This is a genomic window from Winogradskyella maritima (assembly GCF_042650215.1).
Classification (GTDB): Bacteria; Bacteroidota; Bacteroidia; order Flavobacteriales; family Flavobacteriaceae; genus Winogradskyella; species Winogradskyella maritima.
The window spans coordinates 131536-149654 of record NZ_JBHSAT010000001.1 but is presented as its reverse complement, the minus strand read 5'-3'; the positions used below and the strand labels follow the sequence as shown (position 1 = coordinate 149654).

The following is an 18119-nucleotide window of genomic DNA, read 5'->3' as shown; positions in this document are numbered from 1 at the left end:
CCGTGTAGAAAAAGAGAGGGGATTTTCAATGTTGACGAAGTCTAGGCTTCTACGTGTATAATAACCTTGATCCTCTCTTTTGTCTTTTCTGTTTATAACTCTAAATTTAATGGATTGTAAACTTAAGCCGTGTATAATTCATTGCTAGTTATAGCCTACTTACGAAAGTCCTCGCGGACTTTCTATCTGTGATTTATTTGCTAAATTTAGTGCTTAAAACACGCAACGAAATCATACACAAACACGTTGTAACACATTAAAAACCAATCAATATGAAAAGAATATCTATCGTTTTTATAGTAATGCTCATTTGTTTTCCATCGTATGGACAAAAACTAAGAGCAAGAGATTTAGGTGTTCCTTTTGTGGGTGAAACAGGAGAATTTAATGCAATTACAGATGTTAAAGGAGTTGAAGTAGGTTATAGCACTATAATTTCTGGAGAAGGAGAAAACATTATTGGTAAAGGACCTATAAGAACTGGAGTTACAGCAATATTTCCGAGAGGAAAGGCTAAAAAATTTAGTCCAGTTTATGCAAATTGGTATAGTCTTAACGGAAATGGAGAAATGACGGGCACAACTTGGGTTACCGAATCAGGATTTTTAGAAACACCCATTATGATTACAAACACCAATAGTGTTGGAGTCGTCCGAGACGCAGTATTGAAGTGGTATGTAGATACAGATTGGTATAACGGAGAAAACTGGTGGTACACCTATCCTGTAGTAGCTGAAACTTATGATGGTTTTCTAAATGACATATATGGTTTTCACGTCAAAGAAGAGCACGTATTAGAAGCTATAGAAAATACCTCAAGTGGAAAGATTGCTGAAGGAAATGTTGGTGGAGGAACGGGAATGATGTGTTTGGGCTATAAAGGGGGAACGGGAACGTCTTCTAGAGTTTTTAAAATTAAGGATTCGACATATACAGTTGGAGCAATTGTACAATCCAATTTCGGAGCCAAGAGAAATTTATCAATAGCAGGAGTTCCAGTTGGAGTTGAATTAAAAGACACTTTAAACTACAAATTTAATGCGCCACCGAAATCAAGGAGACAAGAAGGAGATGGTTCAATAATAGTGATTATAGCAACAGATATACCTCTTTTGCCTCATCAATTAAAAAGAATCGCTAAAAGAATTCCATTAGGAGTTGGAATTGTTGGCGGACGAGGAAGTAATGGCTCTGGAGATATTTTTTTGGCATTCTCAACTGCAAATGAAAACGCATTTAATCGAGATGAAACCACAACTGTTGAATCATTACCTAATGACCAACTAATGCCAGTTTTTGAAGCAACTGTTCAAGCAGTAGAGGAAGCGATTATCAATGCCATGGCAGCAGCTGAAACTATGGAAGGAATTAACGGAAATAAAGCCTATGCTTTACCGCACGATTTACTTATTGAAACCTTGAAAACATATAATCGTCTGAAAGAATAACGTGGTACAACACCGTATAAAATTAATTGCTAGTTCAAGCCTACTTACGAAAGTCCTCGCGGACTTTCTATCTGTGATTTATTTGCTAAATTTAGTGCTTAAACCACGCAAATAATCTTATACAAGACCGTTGTAAACAATTAAATAACGAATGACAAGGAATATTCTTATAATATATTTAATCTTTAGTTGTTCATTAAGTCATGGGCAATATGAGTGGACTTCTGGAAAATTGATTTTAAAAGATGGTGATTCCTTAGTAGGGTTTATACAAATTCCAATGACTGTTGTTAGGTTAGTTTCATTTGGAAAGTCAAAGGTTGAATTTAAAGAAAATTTAGATGATATAGTTCAAAGTTATGATAAATCACAAGTCGACAAAATTTATTTCAACACTTATGATGTTATTCCAGGATATTATGAATACATGCCTCTAAAAAAACGAAAATATAGAATTTTTAAATTATTACTTGATGGAAAGGTAAAGTTATACACTAGAACTGTAGCTATTGAGCACAAAGAAAAAATTATTGACAATTCTAATAATCCAAACTCGGATGTGGATGTTTTTAAATATTATTATGAAGAAGAACAAGAATTTTATGTAATAAGAGAAGGTGAAACAAAACTAACACCATTAATATCTCATTATTTTTTAAGCGATTTTAAAAATAGAGCTCTCAAATATTTTTTAGATTGCAAAGATTTGACTGATTATTTAAAAGAAGATCTCTATAGCGAAATTGATATTATTGAATTGGTGAATGATTACAATTTATTTTGTGAATAAAACTGTTTACAACACCGAGTATAATTTATTGCTAGTTAAAGTCTACTTACGAAAGTCCTCGCGGACTTTCAATCTGCGATTTATTGACTAAATTAGTTGCTTAACCACGTGACTAAGCATAACACTCACGCTAAGCAACATTAAAAATAAACGCTTTGAATAAAACAAAGATCCTTTTTGCCATTAGCACTTCCATACTCTTGGTAACTTGTGCTTCATTATCAGAAACCGCTAACCAATGATAGAATTCTTTAGAAAAATTCGCTACGACCTTATAGAAAAAAATAAAGTAGGAAAGTATTTAAAGTATGCTATTGGGGAAATTGTTTTGGTCGTTATTGGGATTTTGATTGCACTGAGTTTAAATAATTGGAATGAATTAAGAAAAAATGCGATAATTAAACAGCAGTTGATTGAAGACTTAATTGTAGAATTACATTCATCGAGGGCTGTAATAAATGACGCTATTGCACTTGGTAATTCTCTAGTTGCAGATGGTCAATTATATTTAAAACACATTGGATCTAGAGAATTGACAATTCAAATAGATTCGCTAAAAAAACTTGGGGATTTTATTACATATGGTATTCCTTATGATCTCAATTTACCAATTTATGAGGATTCAAAATCGTCAGGCAGGCTTAGCATGATTACTAACAAGAAAGTACTAATGCTTTACGCTGAAATAATGTCTGCCGACATAGGTGGAACTATTCATCGTAAAATTAGTAATGATATGTATTATAATGGTTCTGACTGGGAACTTAGAAAGGAAATAGGATTAAGCGAAATTTTATCTGCGCCTAATGAAATGATCCCTGAAAGATTTAGATTAAATGAAGAGGAATTTTTAAAAATCCTTGCACGTCCTTCTACGTTCGCAACGCTAAATAATTCTTTACAGATGAAATTTAATAGAATTATTTACATGAATAGAATAAGCAATGGAATGACAAACGTTATCGAATTACTTAAAGAAGAAAAAGATAATCTTAGGATATAAATAATGGCTATTGCTAACATCGTATATGATTAATTGCTAGGGAATTGCTGACTTACGAAAATTTTACTGGAATTTTCTATCTGTGAATTGTTTACTAAATTAGTTGCTGAAGTACGCAACTAAGCATAAATAACAGCGTTAGCCAATTTTATAATTAAGATAAAACTGAAAGTAGTTAAATTCATCACTAAAACATGTTATTTTAATGGATTTTAGAGTTAATACTGACACCTGGTTTGTCTTCTGTATTTTATTTATATCCGCATTAGCCTTGTGTATTATTTTATACATTACAATGCCTTTTTTTATAAGAAAAAGAGAGGTTGATAGAATAAAATCTAGGCGTAAGAATACAATTTTTAAATACAATGAATTGGACAGAAAAAAAACTGAATTCAAAGTATCTATTCAGGAGGATAATATAAAAAAATTAAAAATAGATATTAGTGACTATATATATCAAATAACACGATCAGATTCCAATAGTCATAGTCTTGTTCCCTTTTACTCCAATTTTGAAAAAATCTATCCAAATTTTAGCCACTCTTTAAAAAAATTAAGCCCTAATATATCTGCAAATGAACTAAAGCTGTGCGCTCTAATAAGGTTGAATTTAAATTCAAAAGAAATAGGGGAATTATTAAATATAACACAAGATAGTGTCAATAAAGCTAGATATAGGCTAAGAAAAAAGTTAGGACTTACACCTAATGAAGATATTTTTACAACGCTTTTAAACATTAAATAGTTATAATAATACCATTGTCCATTATTTGTCTACCACATATTTTTTGAATACAATGCTATGAGGTCGTTATTTGTCAAAAAATATAATCATGAGATTTTTTGAAGTCATTTTACTTCTTATCATCACAATCTTTCCATTTTACCTTTCAATTAAAGGTTATAGACTAAGCGTAAAATTCCCAATGATATTAATTGGAGGTGTTATTATTCTACATTTTATTTTTGATGGATACCGATGGCAAATGATTCCAACCTACTTAATAATTCTAAGTTTAGTTTGGTGTATTTATACAGAGTATTCAATTTTTAAGGGAAGTTGGATTAAAAAAGCGATGAGCGGATTAACACTTATCACATTACTATTATTTGCATGGAGTTTACCCTATATACTTCCAGTTTTTAGTTTGCCCACACCAACTGGAAAATATCAAATAGGTTCTAATTACATACATCTGCAAACAGATAGAGAGGAAGATATAACAGAAAATATAGATGATAAAAGGGAACTGATAATTAAAGTTTGGTATCCTGCAAAGATCACAAATGAAAAAAAAGAACCGTATTTAAATGATGGAGATAGAGTTGGTTTCGCTGATAAATATGGTCTACCTAAATCAACATTAAATTATTTAGATTATGTTGAAACTTTCACTTTTAAGTCTCCTAAAGTGGCTAACGGTAAATTTCCGGTTCTAATCTTTTCTCATGGCTCTTATTCAAATGCTTCTGGTTATTATGCAATTATAGAAGAAATTGTAAGTCAGGGTTACATCGTTTTGAATATTAATCATACTTACGAAAGTACAGGGGCATTGTTTCCTGACGGTAGTATAAAGCTCTACAATAAGGAATACGACGAAAAATACATTAGTACTCAACAAATGGGGGAATTAGCGTGGAAAAGTCAGCAAGATTTTAACAATGCTAATACTGAAGAAGAAAAGCTATTAGTATCAAAAAATGTTTTAAAAAACTATATTGCTGCAGATATTACTAAAAGATGGTCAAAGGATATTTCTTCAGTAATTGACATTTTAGAAACTTGGAATAAGTCTTCATTTATGGCAAATCGTTTAGATATAAATAGAATTGGCGTTTTTGGGCATTCTCAAGGAGGTTCTGCAATAGGTCAATCACTTTTAGAAGATAATAGAATTATTGCTGGCGTTAGTTTAGATGGCGTTCAATGGGGAGACATGATAGACTCGACTCTCACAAAACCTTTTCTTTTAATTTCTTCAGATTGGGAATTCCCACATCCAAATTTTAATACCTATGCTTTTAGAAATGGAAATTCTAACGCTTTTTATGATGCCAAAATTTATAATAGCGGTCACGCTAGTTTTATGGACATTCCATTAATGGTTAACTTGCAATTTATAAATGAAGCAGGAGCGATAAACCCAAACAGTGTATACAAGATAACTACAGACGCATTGTTACAGTTTTTTGACATGTATATATTAGAGAAACAAACTAATTTAATAGACTTGAAAACTAAATACAGTGAATTAGATTTTATGTAAAACCACTTTGTAAATAAACAGCGTGATGCACATGCCATGGAAATGATTGGGATTTAGCCTCTAATATGAGACCATTTTGTGAAACTACATTTAATTTTCTTTCTGAATTTTTTCGTAGCCAAACTTTTGACTGATATTAAAAAAATACATTGATTGGAATTTAAAAAATGAAACCACAAACAAGAAAAATTGCAATCATAGGCATAGGTCCCAGAGGTGGGTATGCTTTAGAAAGATACATTTTAGAATTGGCAGGTGAATCTCTTCTTACCAATATTCACATATCGTTATTTGAACAAACAGGATACTTAGGTAATGGACAAGTATATAACTTAGGCCAAAACCCTTCCAATTGGATAAACATTACAGAACGAATACTAGATTTGCCTGAACGCGAGCAAATCAAAACTGAATCTATTGCAGTTGACGCTTTTCCGTCTTACAAAGTGTGGGCCTCTAAAGATTATGCCATAATTTCTGAAGAAACACCAGATACGTATCCGCCACGTTCCCAGATTGGAGAATTCCTATCACAACGGTTGCAATCGCTGCTTGAACCATTGAAGCAAGCTGATATAGTTTCCATACATACAGAGCCTGTGCAAATCGTCAAATGGCTAGACAATGGTAAATTAGAGGTAGATACTGGAAAAACGCTACACAAGGATTTTGATGAAGTATTGTTAACTATTGGTCACCAGCCCGTAGAGCCTTCTCAACAAATTACGGATTGGGAGAATCATGTTTCAGCACAAGAGGACAGTTACTTGTATCAATCACCTTATCCAACGACCAATTATTTAGAAAACAAAAATCTAAGGGCAAGTAGCTCTGTTGCAATTCGTGGATTTGGTTTAGCCATGATTGATGTCGTAAGGGCTATTGCCAATAAATTTGGAGAGTTTATAATAACAGATCAAAAGTCTAAGTTATGTGATTTTCAAACTGATCTATACATTAAAGATTTATTCATTCCATTTTCACTAGATGGTTTGCCACCTGTTCCTAAGCCATTGAATGCCCATATTGATAATTGGTTTAAGCCTTCCGAAGAATCACTTGCAACGTTCGAGGAAATTATTGGAGATAAAAAAAATCAAGAGTCAGCTGTAGGTCCTCAGTTTGTTATAGACGCTTTTGTACCTATAGCCTCCTCAATTTATACCAATCTCCCAAAAATCAATAACCAATACAGTAAAAAGGAGATTGAAAATGTTATCGGATCATGGCTGAATGATCAAAGTTTTAAGCATCAATTATTGCTATCGACCGAATTATCCGCAGAACGAAGTATGCGGGACTATATTGACATGGCCATTGGGAAGACAATAAGTAGCTTAGACTTTTGTATAGGGCAGGTATGGCGACATTGTCAACCGACATTATATAGTGCATTATCATTTAATGACTGTTCAGATAAGGTATTTGCTGACATTATAAAACTCGACGAATCCACAAAAAGATATTCCTATGGTCCTCCGGTTGAAAGTATTCAGCAACTGTTGGCGCTATTAAAGAGCGGCATTTTGAATTTAGATTTTGTTAGCGATCCAGATATAGAACTTATTGATGGAGGATGGAAGCTAAGTAATGAGACAAAATCAATATCTGCCAACTTTATGATTGATTCGGTATTAGATGCACCTAAAATAAAGGCAGTGAGATCACCGCTTGTTCAGAGCTTACTTTCGGACGATCTAATGCAAGCTGTTCATGATGATCTTGGTATTGTAACCAATGAAAATAGTTACTTAATCTCAAAGGATGCAAACAGAAAAGTTCCAATTGCCTTACTAGGCAGATTGGCGAAAGGGACTATTATTGGAGTTGATGCGATTTTGGAATGCTTCGGTGACAGACCTCGAGAATGGGCAGTACAAGCTGCACAGCACCATAAAAACTATTTAAATCAATATTCGGATTCAAATTAAACTTGCAATTTTTTGCATACTAATTGTCCTATGTATGTTATTCGGTTAAAATGTGAGCGTTGGTAAGACTTTCTCTTATAATAATATGACTAAGCGTTGACTTTAGCCACTGAAAATTGTATTCCTAAAACGTTTGGATATTAAGAATTATTCATTCTGTACTCCATATTCTTTATCTCTGTCTGCACTATTGTATATTGCACTGGTATTCTAAAACTATTAATAACAATTTTGACCCTTTATGCGTACTGTCACAATTGCCTTAATTTTAATGATTTCTTCTTGTTATGTCCATGCACAATACTTTTCTGGCATTATAGAATATAAAGTTGAAATTGTACCAAAATCTCAATCTGTGAATTTAGACTCCATATTCGAAACTAAAAAGGGTGAAATCTCTAAATACTATATAACATCCAATTACTATAAAGCCGAATATTATAAGGATGGTAAGAAGACCTATTCTTATACCTTCGACGATTTATCTAAACGGATGTACGATGAATATATTGATCTACCTTATATTACTTATCGTGATTCTAGAAAGGCGAATTACCAATACTATGGGTCTAAAATTCATGCGGATAGTACGATCTCAATTCTTGGCAGATCGTGTTATATGGTATCTTACGATTCAGAATATGGTAAGTCTAAAAACTATTATTCAGAAGATATTAAAGTTGATTATAAGAATTTCGAAAATCACAAAGTTGGTAATTGGTATGAAAAGTTAAAGCAAGTTAACGGTGCCATAATGATGAAATCCATAACTGAATACGAGGACTATTTTGAAACTAGAGAGGCTGTAAAGATTACCCCGGTAAAATTGTCTAAAAAAGATTTTGATGTAGATAGTGACAAGATTTTGATTGCATCATATTCTGCTCTAGACAAGCGAGTTGCTTTAAAACCATTGTCACCTACTACTATTGCATGTTATCAAGCAAAGCTAAAGGAGGCCAAAAAGTATAAAACTGGTTCTGAAACAATCCAATGTTATCTGAGTTTTATAGTTAACAAGACAGGGGAGATCAGTTATATTCAGCCATATGACAAATCATTGGGGGAGTTAAATGACCATGCAATCAAAATCTTTAAAAATTGTGGAATATCATTTGAAGCAGGTGAGATCGATGGACGGAAAGTTAGTTCCCTTGCCTATTTTCCTATTGAATTTTAAGCTTTATTACGCGGTACGTTTAAAATCTTTGTGCTTAATGGATAATAAGCCTAATTGAATATATTTTATTTGATACACAATTTTGAGAAACCAACTGTTGTTGTATCTTTAATCGCACCCTAAAATTATAACAGCGACTCCATGGAGACGCTTTATTTATTTAGACCTATGACCAACCAACCCAACCAAAATCCTGAACAAATAGCTCGTGATAAAATAGACGAGATGCTACGTGAAGCTGGTTGGTTAGTGCAATCAAAAAGCAAAGTTGATCTCACTGCTGGCAAAGGCATTGCAGTACGTGAATACCAAACTGATGTTGGTCCTGCCGATTATGTGATGTTCGTTGACCGAAAACCTGTCGGAATTATAGAAGCAAAACGTGAAGACGAAGGACACAGACTTACAGTCGTAGAGGAACAATCTTCAAATTACGCCAACGCAAAACTAAAATACTTAAACAATGACCCTTTGCCTTTCGTTTATGAAAGCACAGGAACCATAACACGTTTTACAGATTACAGAGACCCAAAACCAAGAGGTAGAAATGTGTTTTGGTTTCATAAACCAGAAACAATTGCAGAATGGTTGAAAAAGGGAAAAAGTCTTCGAGAAAGACTGTTGTCAATACCTGCATTAGATGAAACAGGATTGCGTCCTGCTCAAATTGTGGCAGTTAATAATCTGGAACATTCTTTCAAAAAGAACAGACCAAAAGCCTTAATCCAAATGGCAACTGGAGCTGGAAAAACATTTACAGCTGCAACTTTTGTATATCGTTTGCTAAAACACGCAGATGCAAAACGTATTTTGTTTCTAGTGGACACCAAAAACCTTGGCGAGCAAGCGGAACAGGAATTTATGACTTTTCAGCCAAATGACGATAACCGAAAATTCACAGAACTGTATAATGTTCAGCGTTTATCTTCAAGTTACATTGCTTCTGACAGTCAAGTTTGTATTTCTACAATACAACGCCTGTATTCTATTTTAAAAGGAGAAGAATTAGACGAAAGTGCTGAATTAGAAAATCCAAACGAAAATTCTTGGCTTCAAAATAAAATGTCAAAAAACAAGGCTGTTCCTGTTGAGTACACACCAAAAGTACCTATTGAACAATTTGATTTTATAGTCATTGATGAAGCGCACCGTTCCATTTATAATTTATGGAAACAAGTACTAGATTATTTTGATGCTTTTTTAATTGGTTTAACTGCAACACCTGATAAAAGAACCTTCGGTTTTTTTAATGAAAATGTAGTTAGTCAATATACTTATGAAGAATCTGTAATTGATGGTGTAAATGTTCCTTATGATGTGTATACGATTGAAACAGATATTTCTCAAAAAGGCGAAACTATTAAAGCAGGTTGGTTTGTAGACAGACGCGACAAGCTAACACGTAAAAAACGTTGGCAACAAGAAGATGAAGATACCGAGTACAAACGCAACGATTTAGATAAAAAAGTAGTTAATCCTAGCCAAATTAGAAACATCATACGTGAATACAAACGTGCTTTAAAAACAACTATTTATCCAAATCGTATTGATGAAAATGGCGAATATGAAGTGCCAAAAACATTAGTCTTTGCAAAAACAGATAGTCACGCAGACGATATTATAAAAATCATTAGAGAAGAATTTGACGAAGGCAACGACTTCTGCAAAAAAGTAACTTACAAAATAGAGGAAGACCCAAAATCGGTCTTGAACCGTTTTAGAAATTCGTATTACCCTCGAATTGCAGTTACAGTTGATATGATTGCAACAGGAACAGACGTAAAACCCTTAGAGGTTTTATTGTTTATGCGAGATGTAAAAAGCATCAATTATTTTGAACAAATGAAAGGTCGTGGTACACGAACTATTAATAGCGATACTTTACAATTAGTCTCTAAAACAGCAAAAACCAAAACGCATTTTGTAATTGTAGATGCTGTTGGAGCTACCAAATCTAAAAAAACAGACAGCAGACCTTTAGAACGTAAAAAATCTGTTCCAATGAAAGATTTATTGGGAGCAGTAACAATGGGAGTTGCAGACGAAGATTTGTTTTTGTCTTTAGCAAACCGATTAATTCGTTTAGAAAAACAAATCACGGATAAAGAAAAAGATAAATTGTTAGAGTATTCTGGTGGTAAAAACTTAAAACAAATTACCAAAGAATTAATTACAGCTTTTGACCAAGACGAAATTGAAACGAAAGCGCAAATTGAGATTGACAAAATCCCTGTTCAAGACCAAACACCAGCTTTAATAGAAGAAGCTAAAAAAGATGCTCAAGAGCAATTAATTTTAGAAGCAACTAAAACGTTTAACGGAGAGTTAAATGGCTATTTGGATAATGTTCGTAAACAACACGAACAAATTATTGACAGCGTAAACATAGATACGGTTACAAAAAGTGAATGGGAAACCACTTCTGTAGATAAAGCAACCGAAATTGTAAAAGATTTTACCGAATATTTAGAAGCTAACAAAGACGAAATTAAGGCTTTGAGTATTTTTTACAATCAACCGTACAATCGCAGAGACATTACGTTTAAAATGATAAAAGACGTAATGGAAAAACTACAACTAGAAAAACCTCTTTTAGCACCAGATTATGTTTGGGATGCTTATGCAACTTTAGAAGACGTAAAAAGCAAACAACCCAAAGATGAATTAACTGCATTGGTATCTTTAATTAGAAGAGCTTGTGGAATAGATAGCGAATTGAAAGCCTACGACAAAACCATTGAAAATAATTTTATAACGTGGATTTTTAAGCAAAACGCAGGGCAACACAACCGCTTTACGCAAGAACAATTAGATTGGTTACGAATGATAAAAGACCACGTAGTAAGCAGTTACCATATAGAAATAGACGATTTAGACTACACACCTTTTGATGCCAAAGGTGGCAAAGGAAAAATGTATCAACTGTTTGGTAAGGAAATGAACGAAATAATTGAAGAACTGAATAAGGTATTAGCAGCTTAAAATGAACGTCACAGAAATAAGAGAATTAATTCGTCAATCAGAAGAAAAGAACTGGTACAATTCTATGAGCATAGCAATTTACTATCCTTATGCTTCATTTAGCATAGAATTGACAGGTTTAGATATCATATATCAATTTTTTAAAAAGCAATATGAGTTTTTTAATCAAGTAGAGCAACTTCCACAAATTTTTAGCCACTCCAAACAACACTTCGATGAGTGCGTAAAAAATATTGAATCTTTTGTTAGACGGAATCTCAAGGTAAAGAATGGAAATCCTAAAAGCGATTGGTACCAATTAGAAAAGTTTCTTGAAAAAAGCCAGCAAGGCTACAATCATTTTTTCAATAAAGAATCTCCCATTGTTGATTTTATTTTCAAATTAGAATCAAATTTCAAAGGTTCTGCTCAAGGTGCCTACGATTTCTTTACGGATGGTAATTTTGAATATAACAATGTAGATAAGAACTATTTTATCGGATGGCATAGAGCCTATGAGTTTTTTACTCAAGACGCTGACCTTGTTAAAAGACGCAATAGTGAAAGACAAACCTTAAGCAGAGTGCGATCTGAATACGTCAAGAATCTTGAGCAAAATGATAAAAACGTTACAGATCATATTGCTGAAAAAGAAAAAGAATATCTTGAGAAAGAAGAAGCTATCTCACGATTAATTCGAAAGAAGAACACACAGTATGAAACTTGGAAATCTCATAGCCAAAATGAGTTCTCAAGTTTTTTAACAGCTTCTGATAAAGCCTTTAAAGATTTAGAAGCCATCTATAAAGAAAAACTCAAATTAGAAGCGCCCGCAAAATACTGGAACGATAGGGCAGTTAAGCTAAAAAAGGAAGGTGAAAAATGGTTAATTGGCTTAATTGCATGTTCGGTAATTGCCATTATATCTCTTGGAGCAGTTTTGTACTTTATATCGGATGGCACTATCAAAGATTTGTTTTCTACTTCCGCTAGTGCAATACGATGGTCTATTGTATTCATAACCTTTGTTTCATTTTTAGCATTTGCCATTCGCATATTTTCTAAGCTTACGTTTAGTTCTTATCACTTGGTAAGAGATGCAGAAGAACGAGAGCAATTAGCATATGTGTTTTTAGCACTCAAAAAAGAAAAAAACATAGACCCAACTGAACAACACTTAATAATGCAATCTCTATTTAGTCGAGCTGATTCGGGTCTATTAAAGGATGATGCGTCACCAACAATGCCAGGAGGAAGTATGATTGAGAAAATAATAGGAGGAGGAAAATAATGGCATTAGGATTAACACCAATACAAATTATTGAAAAAGGAACTCATCCACAATTAGTCATTGCCGATGATTGGGAAAGAGTTCAATTAAAACATATTGCGACTGTTCAAAATGGTTATGCATTTTCTTCGAAATTATTTAACCATAATGAAGGATTACCATTAATTAGAATTAGAGATATTTTTTCTTCAGAAACACAAAATCTCTATTCAGGAGAATATAAAGATGAATTTTTAGTTTCAAAAGGAGATATTCTGATTGGAATGGATGGAGATTTCAAGGTTTCAAAATGGCCAGGAAAAAAAGGATTATTAAATCAGCGAGTTTGTAGAATACTTTTCAACTCTAATCATTATGAAAAAGAATTTTTGTTTTTATGTATTCAACCTTATCTAGATGCAATTCATAGTGAAACTTCTGCTGTAACGGTCAAACATCTTTCATCAAGAACAATAAATGATATTCCTTTTCCTCTTCCACCTTTAGTAGAACAAAAAGCAATTGTCAAAAAAATAGAAGAATTATTTAGCAGTTTAGATAGCGGTATTTCAGACCTTAAAAAAGCACAAGACCAATTGGTTGTTTATAGACAAGCAGTTTTAAAAAAGGCTTTTGAGGGAATTAAAGAATTTAAGCCATTAAAAGAATGTGGAGAATGGAAAGGTGGAGGAACACCAAGTCGTCAAGTTAAAGAATATTGGGAAAATGGCAAAATACCTTGGGTTAGTTCTCGTGATGTAAAAACTAAAGAAATTCACGATACGGAAAGACATATTACAGAAATTGCTATTCCAAACTCTAGTACTAAATGGATTGAAAAAGACGCTCTTTTATTTGTAATGCGAAGCGGTATTTTAAGAAGAATTTTTCCAATTGCTATTGCAAAAACAAAGCTTTGTGTAAATCAAGATATTCAAACAGTTTCTCTTAATGATAGTTGGAGCACGGAATATGTTTACTGGTTTCTACAAGGAAATGAATCTGATATAAGGCATTCTTGTTCAAAAGATGGAACAACTGTTGAAAGCATTGATGCAAATTCTCTCAAGGCATATTTAGTTCCTTCTTGTTCTTTAAAAGAACAACATCAAATCGTCAGCGATATAGAAAGTCGTTTATCGGTTTGTGATAAAGTAGAAAAAGACATTGTAGACAGTTTAGAAAAAGCCCAAGCCCTACGCCAAAGCATTTTGAAGAAAGCATTTGAAGGTAAACTGTTAAGCGAAGAAGAAATTGCTACATGTAAAGCCGACAAGGATTATGAGTCTGCTAGTGTTTTGTTGGAGCGGATTAAAAAAGAGAAACAAAATAAGAAATAAGAAATAAGGAAAATGGATATATCACCAGACAAACAAAATATAGATAGAGTGTTTTCAAACACCACTTACTATATAGATTTCTACCAAAGAGATTATAAATGGACAGAACCACCTGTTAAGAGATTACTTGATGATATTTTTTATCAGTTTAATAATAACTATGAAGAATTTAAAAGTCTAGATGCTAATAAGGAAAATGTAATGTCTAAATATAATTGGTACTATCTCAATACATACGTCACCAACATTGTTGATGGTAAAGTTTATGTTGTTGATGGACAGCAACGACTTACAACCTTGACAATTATTTTAATTGTATTGCTACATAAATCTAAAGAATTTGGTTGTACAGAACCATTTACAAGATGGATTGAGAGCAAAGTTGCAGGTTATAGTGGTGGAGATTATTCTTTTTGGATGCGACACGAAAAAGCAATAAATGTATTTGAGGATTTGACGAAGGGTGTAGAAGATTTAAAATCTATAGATATTTCATCTGGAGTAACTTCTAAAAATATAGTTGATAATTATGTGATAATAAATAATTACATAAAACAACAAATCACTTCTAAACATGCTTTCGAAACATTTACTTATTACTTTTTATACAGATTAGTTTTAATCAACTTAACCGTTGAGCAAACTGAAGTGCCAATGGTTTTTGAAGTGATTAATGATAGAGGAGTTAAACTAAAACCTTATGAAATTTTAAAAGGGAAGTTACTTGGTCAAATTGATAAAGATGAATTGAATCAATTAAAAATAAATGATATTTGGGAAAATCAAGTTAAAAAGATAAATAGTTATCACGATGATGAAATAGATGATTTCTTCACTTTCTATTTAAAAGCAAAATTTTCTAAAACTAGAGCAGAAGCCAATAGGTTTGATAATGATTACCATAGAACACTATTTTCAGATTTCGTAAAGGAACATTTAGACCTAGACCATAATACTACCAACGTTAAAAGCTTCTTATTAAATGATTTTAAATACTACACCAATTTATATGAGAAATTATTAAAGTTTAGTTTTGAAAATGATGAGCACAGAGAAATATTTTATAATGCATTACTCGATAGAAATACTCAATATATGCTCATTATTTCTGCTTGTAAGTTGAATGATAGCGATGAAAAAAGAAAGATAGATTCAATTGCCTACGAGTTAGATAGACTTTACAATCTCTTGCTTCTGCAACAAGGATATGACTCAAATTTGTTTGCAACTAATGTATATAAATTAAATGCAGACATAAAAGATATGCCTGTAGAAAGTCACAGAGAAATCTTTGATAAATATTTGTTAGAAATGCTTTCAGCATCAAGAGGTTCTAAGATCACTAACACACTCTCGTATTCTTATTTTAAAGATGCAGGTATTTCTTTAGATATAAGATTTAAACGCTATTTCTTTGCGAGAATAGAACGATTTATAGCAGATAATACAAATTTAGAATTAAAACGAAACATGTATGATTTAATAAGAAATACAGGTTCGAAAAATGGCTTTCATATAGAACATATTGTTTCGGAAAATGATGAAAATTATGAGTTATTTGATAATGATGATGAAGTTTTTCATAGAGAGAGAAATAGATTGGGTGGATTGTTACTATTAAAGGGTAGAGATAATCAAAGTAGTAATAATGAGAAATATGAACAAAAATTAAAATCATACAGTAACACACTCTATTGGAATGAGACATTACGAGAAGATACTTATAAATCTAAATTAGATTTTAAAGATATGATGAAAAAGCATAGTCTAGACTTTAGACATATGGATAAATTTGGTCCAGAAGAATTAGAAGAAAGACACAAACTATTGTACGAAATCACTAAAATTATTTGGAAATAAGCAAATGACAGACGCAACAATAATATCAAAAATATGGAACCTCGCCAACGTACTACGTGATGATGGTGTTGGTTATGGCGATTATTTAGAACAAATCACTTATTTGTTATTCTTAAAAATGGTAGATGAACTCAATAAACCACCTTATAATAAAGGTTTGGTGTTTCCAAAGCTAAAAGATGTTGAAGGCAACGAAATTGAAGATGCTGAAACTTGTAATTGGGAAACATTATCCAGTAAACGTGGTTCAGAATTAGAATCTTTTTACAGTCAATTGTTACGTACGCTTTCTACAGAAAAAGGTACACTTGGTCAGATTTTCACCAAGAGCCAAAATAAAATTCAAGACCCAGCAAAATTGCTTAAAGTCATCAATCTCATTGACAAAGAAGATTGGTCGATGATGGGAGCAGATATAAAGGGTAAAATTTATGAAGGATTACTAGAAAAAAATGCCGAAGACACCAAAAGTGGTGCAGGGCAATACTTTACACCAAGAGCTTTAATTAAAACAATGGTGGCTTGTATAGAACCCAAACCAATGAAAACCATTGTAGACCCAGCTTGTGGTACAGGTGGTTTCTTTTTAGCTGCGTACGATTGGATTGTAGATAACAACAAATTAGACCGAGAGGAAAAGGAGTTTTTAAAGAACAAAACCTTTTATGGAAATGAAATTGTTGCCAATACGCGCCGTATGTGCTTAATGAATATGTATTTGCACAACATTGGAGAAATAGACGGAGAATCATTTATAAATCCAAATGATGCCTTAATTGCAGATGATGGCGAACGTTATGATTATGTCTTAGCAAATCCGCCTTTCGGCAAAAAAAGTAGTATGACTTTTACCAACGAACAAGGCGAAATAGTAAAAGAAGATTTAAGTTATAATCGTCAAGATTTTTGGGAGACTACATCCAACAAGCAATTAAATTTCTTACAGCACATAAAAACACAATTGAGAATAAACGGGGAAGCTGCAGTTGTTCTTCCGGATAATGTTTTATTTGAAGGAGGCGCAGGAGAAGAAGTCCGTAAACAATTATTAAAAACAACAGAACTGCATACCATATTACGATTACCAACAGGTATATTTTATGCACAAGGCGTAAAAGCAAACGTTCTATTTTTTACCAATAAACCAGCAAGCAAAGACCATTGGACAAAAGATATTTGGTTTTACGATTACAGAACAAACGTACACCATACACCGAAGAAAAGCCCAATGCGTCAAGAGCATTTAAGAGAGTTTATTGAGCTGTATAACGGTAAGAACATTAACAAACGACAAGAAACTTGGAGCGAAGAAAACGAAGAAGGACGATGGAGAAAATATACTTATGATGATATCATTGCAAGAGACAAAACGAGTTTAGATATATTTTGGCTGAAAGACAAAAGCCTAACTGATTTAGACAATTTACCCGATCCAGATATTTTAGCTAATGAAATTATTGAAAATTTAGAATCAGGATTACTTAGTTTTAAAGAAGTAATGCAGACAATTAATTATGAGTTATAGAATTTAATCGTTATTAATTAGGTAATATCTTTTCAGCTTTTTTTTTCTTGTATTAAAATTTGATTTTAATTAGACCGTTGGTAGACCGTTGGTAGACCGTTGGTAGACCGTTGGTAGACCGTTGGTAGACCGTTGGTAGACCGTTGGTAGACCGTTGGTAGACCGTTGGTAGACCGTTGGTAGACCGTTGGTAGACCGTTGGTAGACCGTTGGTAGACCGTTGGTAGACCGTTGGTAGACCGTTGGTAGACCGTTGGTAGACCGTTGGTAGACCGTTGGTAGACCGTTGGTAAATACCTCATTTGAGGTAGTTACTACTGCATTTGAAGTAAAAATCCAATTTTATATCCTTGATAGAATGTTGCTAGACCGTTGGTCGTCCGTTGATGACTAACAAAATCAGATTTTACTCTCGGATCTCTTGACATTTGCCAATTTCTACAATATAATTATTGATTGAATTTATAGATTATAAAAATAAAATCCTGCATTAATTTATTGTTAATATTAGTGTATTCTGTTAGATTTGAAATTATAA

13 protein-coding genes are annotated in these 18119 nt (G+C 32.7%); 12 read left to right on the top strand and 1 reads right to left on the bottom strand.

Annotation, left to right across the window (positions count from 1 at the left end):
* Positions 1–272: 272 nt before the first annotated feature.
* The 12 genes from ACFOSX_RS00665 (at position 273) to ACFOSX_RS00610 (ending at position 17581) form a co-directional block, all read left to right on the top strand.
* Entirely contained in the window at positions 273–1448 is a 1176-nt protein-coding gene (locus ACFOSX_RS00665) for a DmpA family aminopeptidase (RefSeq protein WP_386095981.1), read from the top strand.
* Positions 1449–1599: 151 nt separating this feature from the next.
* The gene (locus ACFOSX_RS00660; RefSeq protein ID WP_386095980.1) at positions 1600–2238 is read left to right on the top strand and encodes a hypothetical protein; all 639 of its coding nucleotides are present in this window, start codon (positions 1600–1602) and stop codon (positions 2236–2238) included.
* 238 nt (positions 2239–2476) lie between these two features.
* Positions 2477–3241, top strand: coding sequence for a DUF6090 family protein (locus ACFOSX_RS00655; protein ID WP_386095978.1), 765 nt, complete (start codon positions 2477–2479; stop codon positions 3239–3241).
* A gap of 205 nt (positions 3242–3446) precedes the next feature.
* Positions 3447–3989 (top strand): helix-turn-helix transcriptional regulator, encoded by a 543-nt coding sequence (locus ACFOSX_RS00650; RefSeq protein ID WP_386095976.1) that lies wholly within the window; start codon positions 3447–3449, stop codon positions 3987–3989.
* A gap of 88 nt (positions 3990–4077) precedes the next feature.
* Entirely contained in the window at positions 4078–5514 is a 1437-nt protein-coding gene (locus ACFOSX_RS00645) for an alpha/beta hydrolase family protein (protein ID WP_386095974.1), read from the top strand.
* 167 nt (positions 5515–5681) lie between these two features.
* The gene (locus tag ACFOSX_RS00640; protein WP_386095973.1) at positions 5682–7445 is read left to right on the top strand and encodes an FAD/NAD(P)-binding protein; all 1764 of its coding nucleotides are present in this window, start codon (positions 5682–5684) and stop codon (positions 7443–7445) included.
* Positions 7446–7686: 241 nt separating this feature from the next.
* Positions 7687–8625 (top strand): hypothetical protein, encoded by a 939-nt coding sequence (locus ACFOSX_RS00635; RefSeq protein WP_386095971.1) that lies wholly within the window; start codon positions 7687–7689, stop codon positions 8623–8625.
* A 141-nt stretch (positions 8626–8766) separates the two neighbouring features.
* Positions 8767–11607: a type I restriction endonuclease subunit R gene (locus tag ACFOSX_RS00630; RefSeq protein WP_386095969.1), complete on the top strand. Its 2841-nt coding sequence runs from the start codon at positions 8767–8769 to the stop codon at positions 11605–11607.
* A gap of 1 nt (position 11608) precedes the next feature.
* Positions 11609–12877 carry a DUF6161 domain-containing protein gene (locus ACFOSX_RS00625; protein WP_386095967.1) on the top strand — a complete coding sequence of 423 codons (1269 nt, stop codon included), beginning with the start codon at positions 11609–11611 and terminating at the stop codon, positions 12875–12877.
* Positions 12877–14196, top strand: a complete 1320-nt coding sequence (locus tag ACFOSX_RS00620; protein ID WP_386095965.1) for a restriction endonuclease subunit S — start codon at positions 12877–12879, stop codon at positions 14194–14196. Before ACFOSX_RS00625 ends, ACFOSX_RS00620 begins: the two co-directional genes overlap by 1 nt.
* Positions 14197–14208: 12 nt before the next feature.
* Entirely contained in the window at positions 14209–16056 is a 1848-nt protein-coding gene (locus tag ACFOSX_RS00615; protein WP_386095963.1) for a DUF262 domain-containing protein, read from the top strand.
* 4 nt (positions 16057–16060) lie between these two features.
* Positions 16061–17581, top strand: coding sequence for a class I SAM-dependent DNA methyltransferase (locus ACFOSX_RS00610; RefSeq protein WP_386095961.1), 1521 nt, complete (start codon positions 16061–16063; stop codon positions 17579–17581).
* Between the two features lie 65 nt (positions 17582–17646).
* Here ACFOSX_RS00610 and ACFOSX_RS00605 read toward each other — a convergent pair whose 3' ends face one another.
* Positions 17647–17883 (bottom strand): hypothetical protein, encoded by a 237-nt coding sequence (locus ACFOSX_RS00605; RefSeq protein WP_386095959.1) that lies wholly within the window; start codon positions 17881–17883, stop codon positions 17647–17649.
* Positions 17884–18119: the final 236 nt, after the last annotated feature.

Excerpts from the sequence above, each read along its gene's own strand:
- ACFOSX_RS00640 (WP_386095973.1), top strand. The coding sequence starts at position 5,682 with ATGAAACCACAAACAAGAAAAATTGCAATCATAGGCATAGGTCCCAGA.
- ACFOSX_RS00660 (WP_386095980.1), top strand. The coding sequence starts at position 1,600 with ATGACAAGGAATATTCTTATAATATATTTAATCTTTAGTTGTTCATTA.
- ACFOSX_RS00610 (WP_386095961.1), top strand. The coding sequence starts at position 16,061 with ATGACAGACGCAACAATAATATCAAAAATATGGAACCTCGCCAACGTA.
- ACFOSX_RS00635 (WP_386095971.1), top strand. The coding sequence starts at position 7,687 with ATGCGTACTGTCACAATTGCCTTAATTTTAATGATTTCTTCTTGTTAT.
- ACFOSX_RS00655 (WP_386095978.1), top strand. The coding sequence starts at position 2,477 with ATGATAGAATTCTTTAGAAAAATTCGCTACGACCTTATAGAAAAAAAT.
- ACFOSX_RS00645 (WP_386095974.1), top strand. The coding sequence starts at position 4,078 with ATGAGATTTTTTGAAGTCATTTTACTTCTTATCATCACAATCTTTCCA.
- ACFOSX_RS00630 (WP_386095969.1), top strand. The coding sequence starts at position 8,767 with ATGGAGACGCTTTATTTATTTAGACCTATGACCAACCAACCCAACCAA.
- ACFOSX_RS00665 (WP_386095981.1), top strand. The coding sequence starts at position 273 with ATGAAAAGAATATCTATCGTTTTTATAGTAATGCTCATTTGTTTTCCA.
- ACFOSX_RS00650 (WP_386095976.1), top strand. The coding sequence starts at position 3,447 with ATGGATTTTAGAGTTAATACTGACACCTGGTTTGTCTTCTGTATTTTA.
- ACFOSX_RS00605 (WP_386095959.1), bottom strand. The coding sequence starts at position 17,883 with ATGAGGTATTTACCAACGGTCTACCAACGGTCTACCAACGGTCTACCA.
- ACFOSX_RS00615 (WP_386095963.1), top strand. The coding sequence starts at position 14,209 with ATGGATATATCACCAGACAAACAAAATATAGATAGAGTGTTTTCAAAC.
- ACFOSX_RS00625 (WP_386095967.1), top strand. The coding sequence starts at position 11,609 with ATGAACGTCACAGAAATAAGAGAATTAATTCGTCAATCAGAAGAAAAG.
- ACFOSX_RS00620 (WP_386095965.1), top strand. The coding sequence starts at position 12,877 with ATGGCATTAGGATTAACACCAATACAAATTATTGAAAAAGGAACTCAT.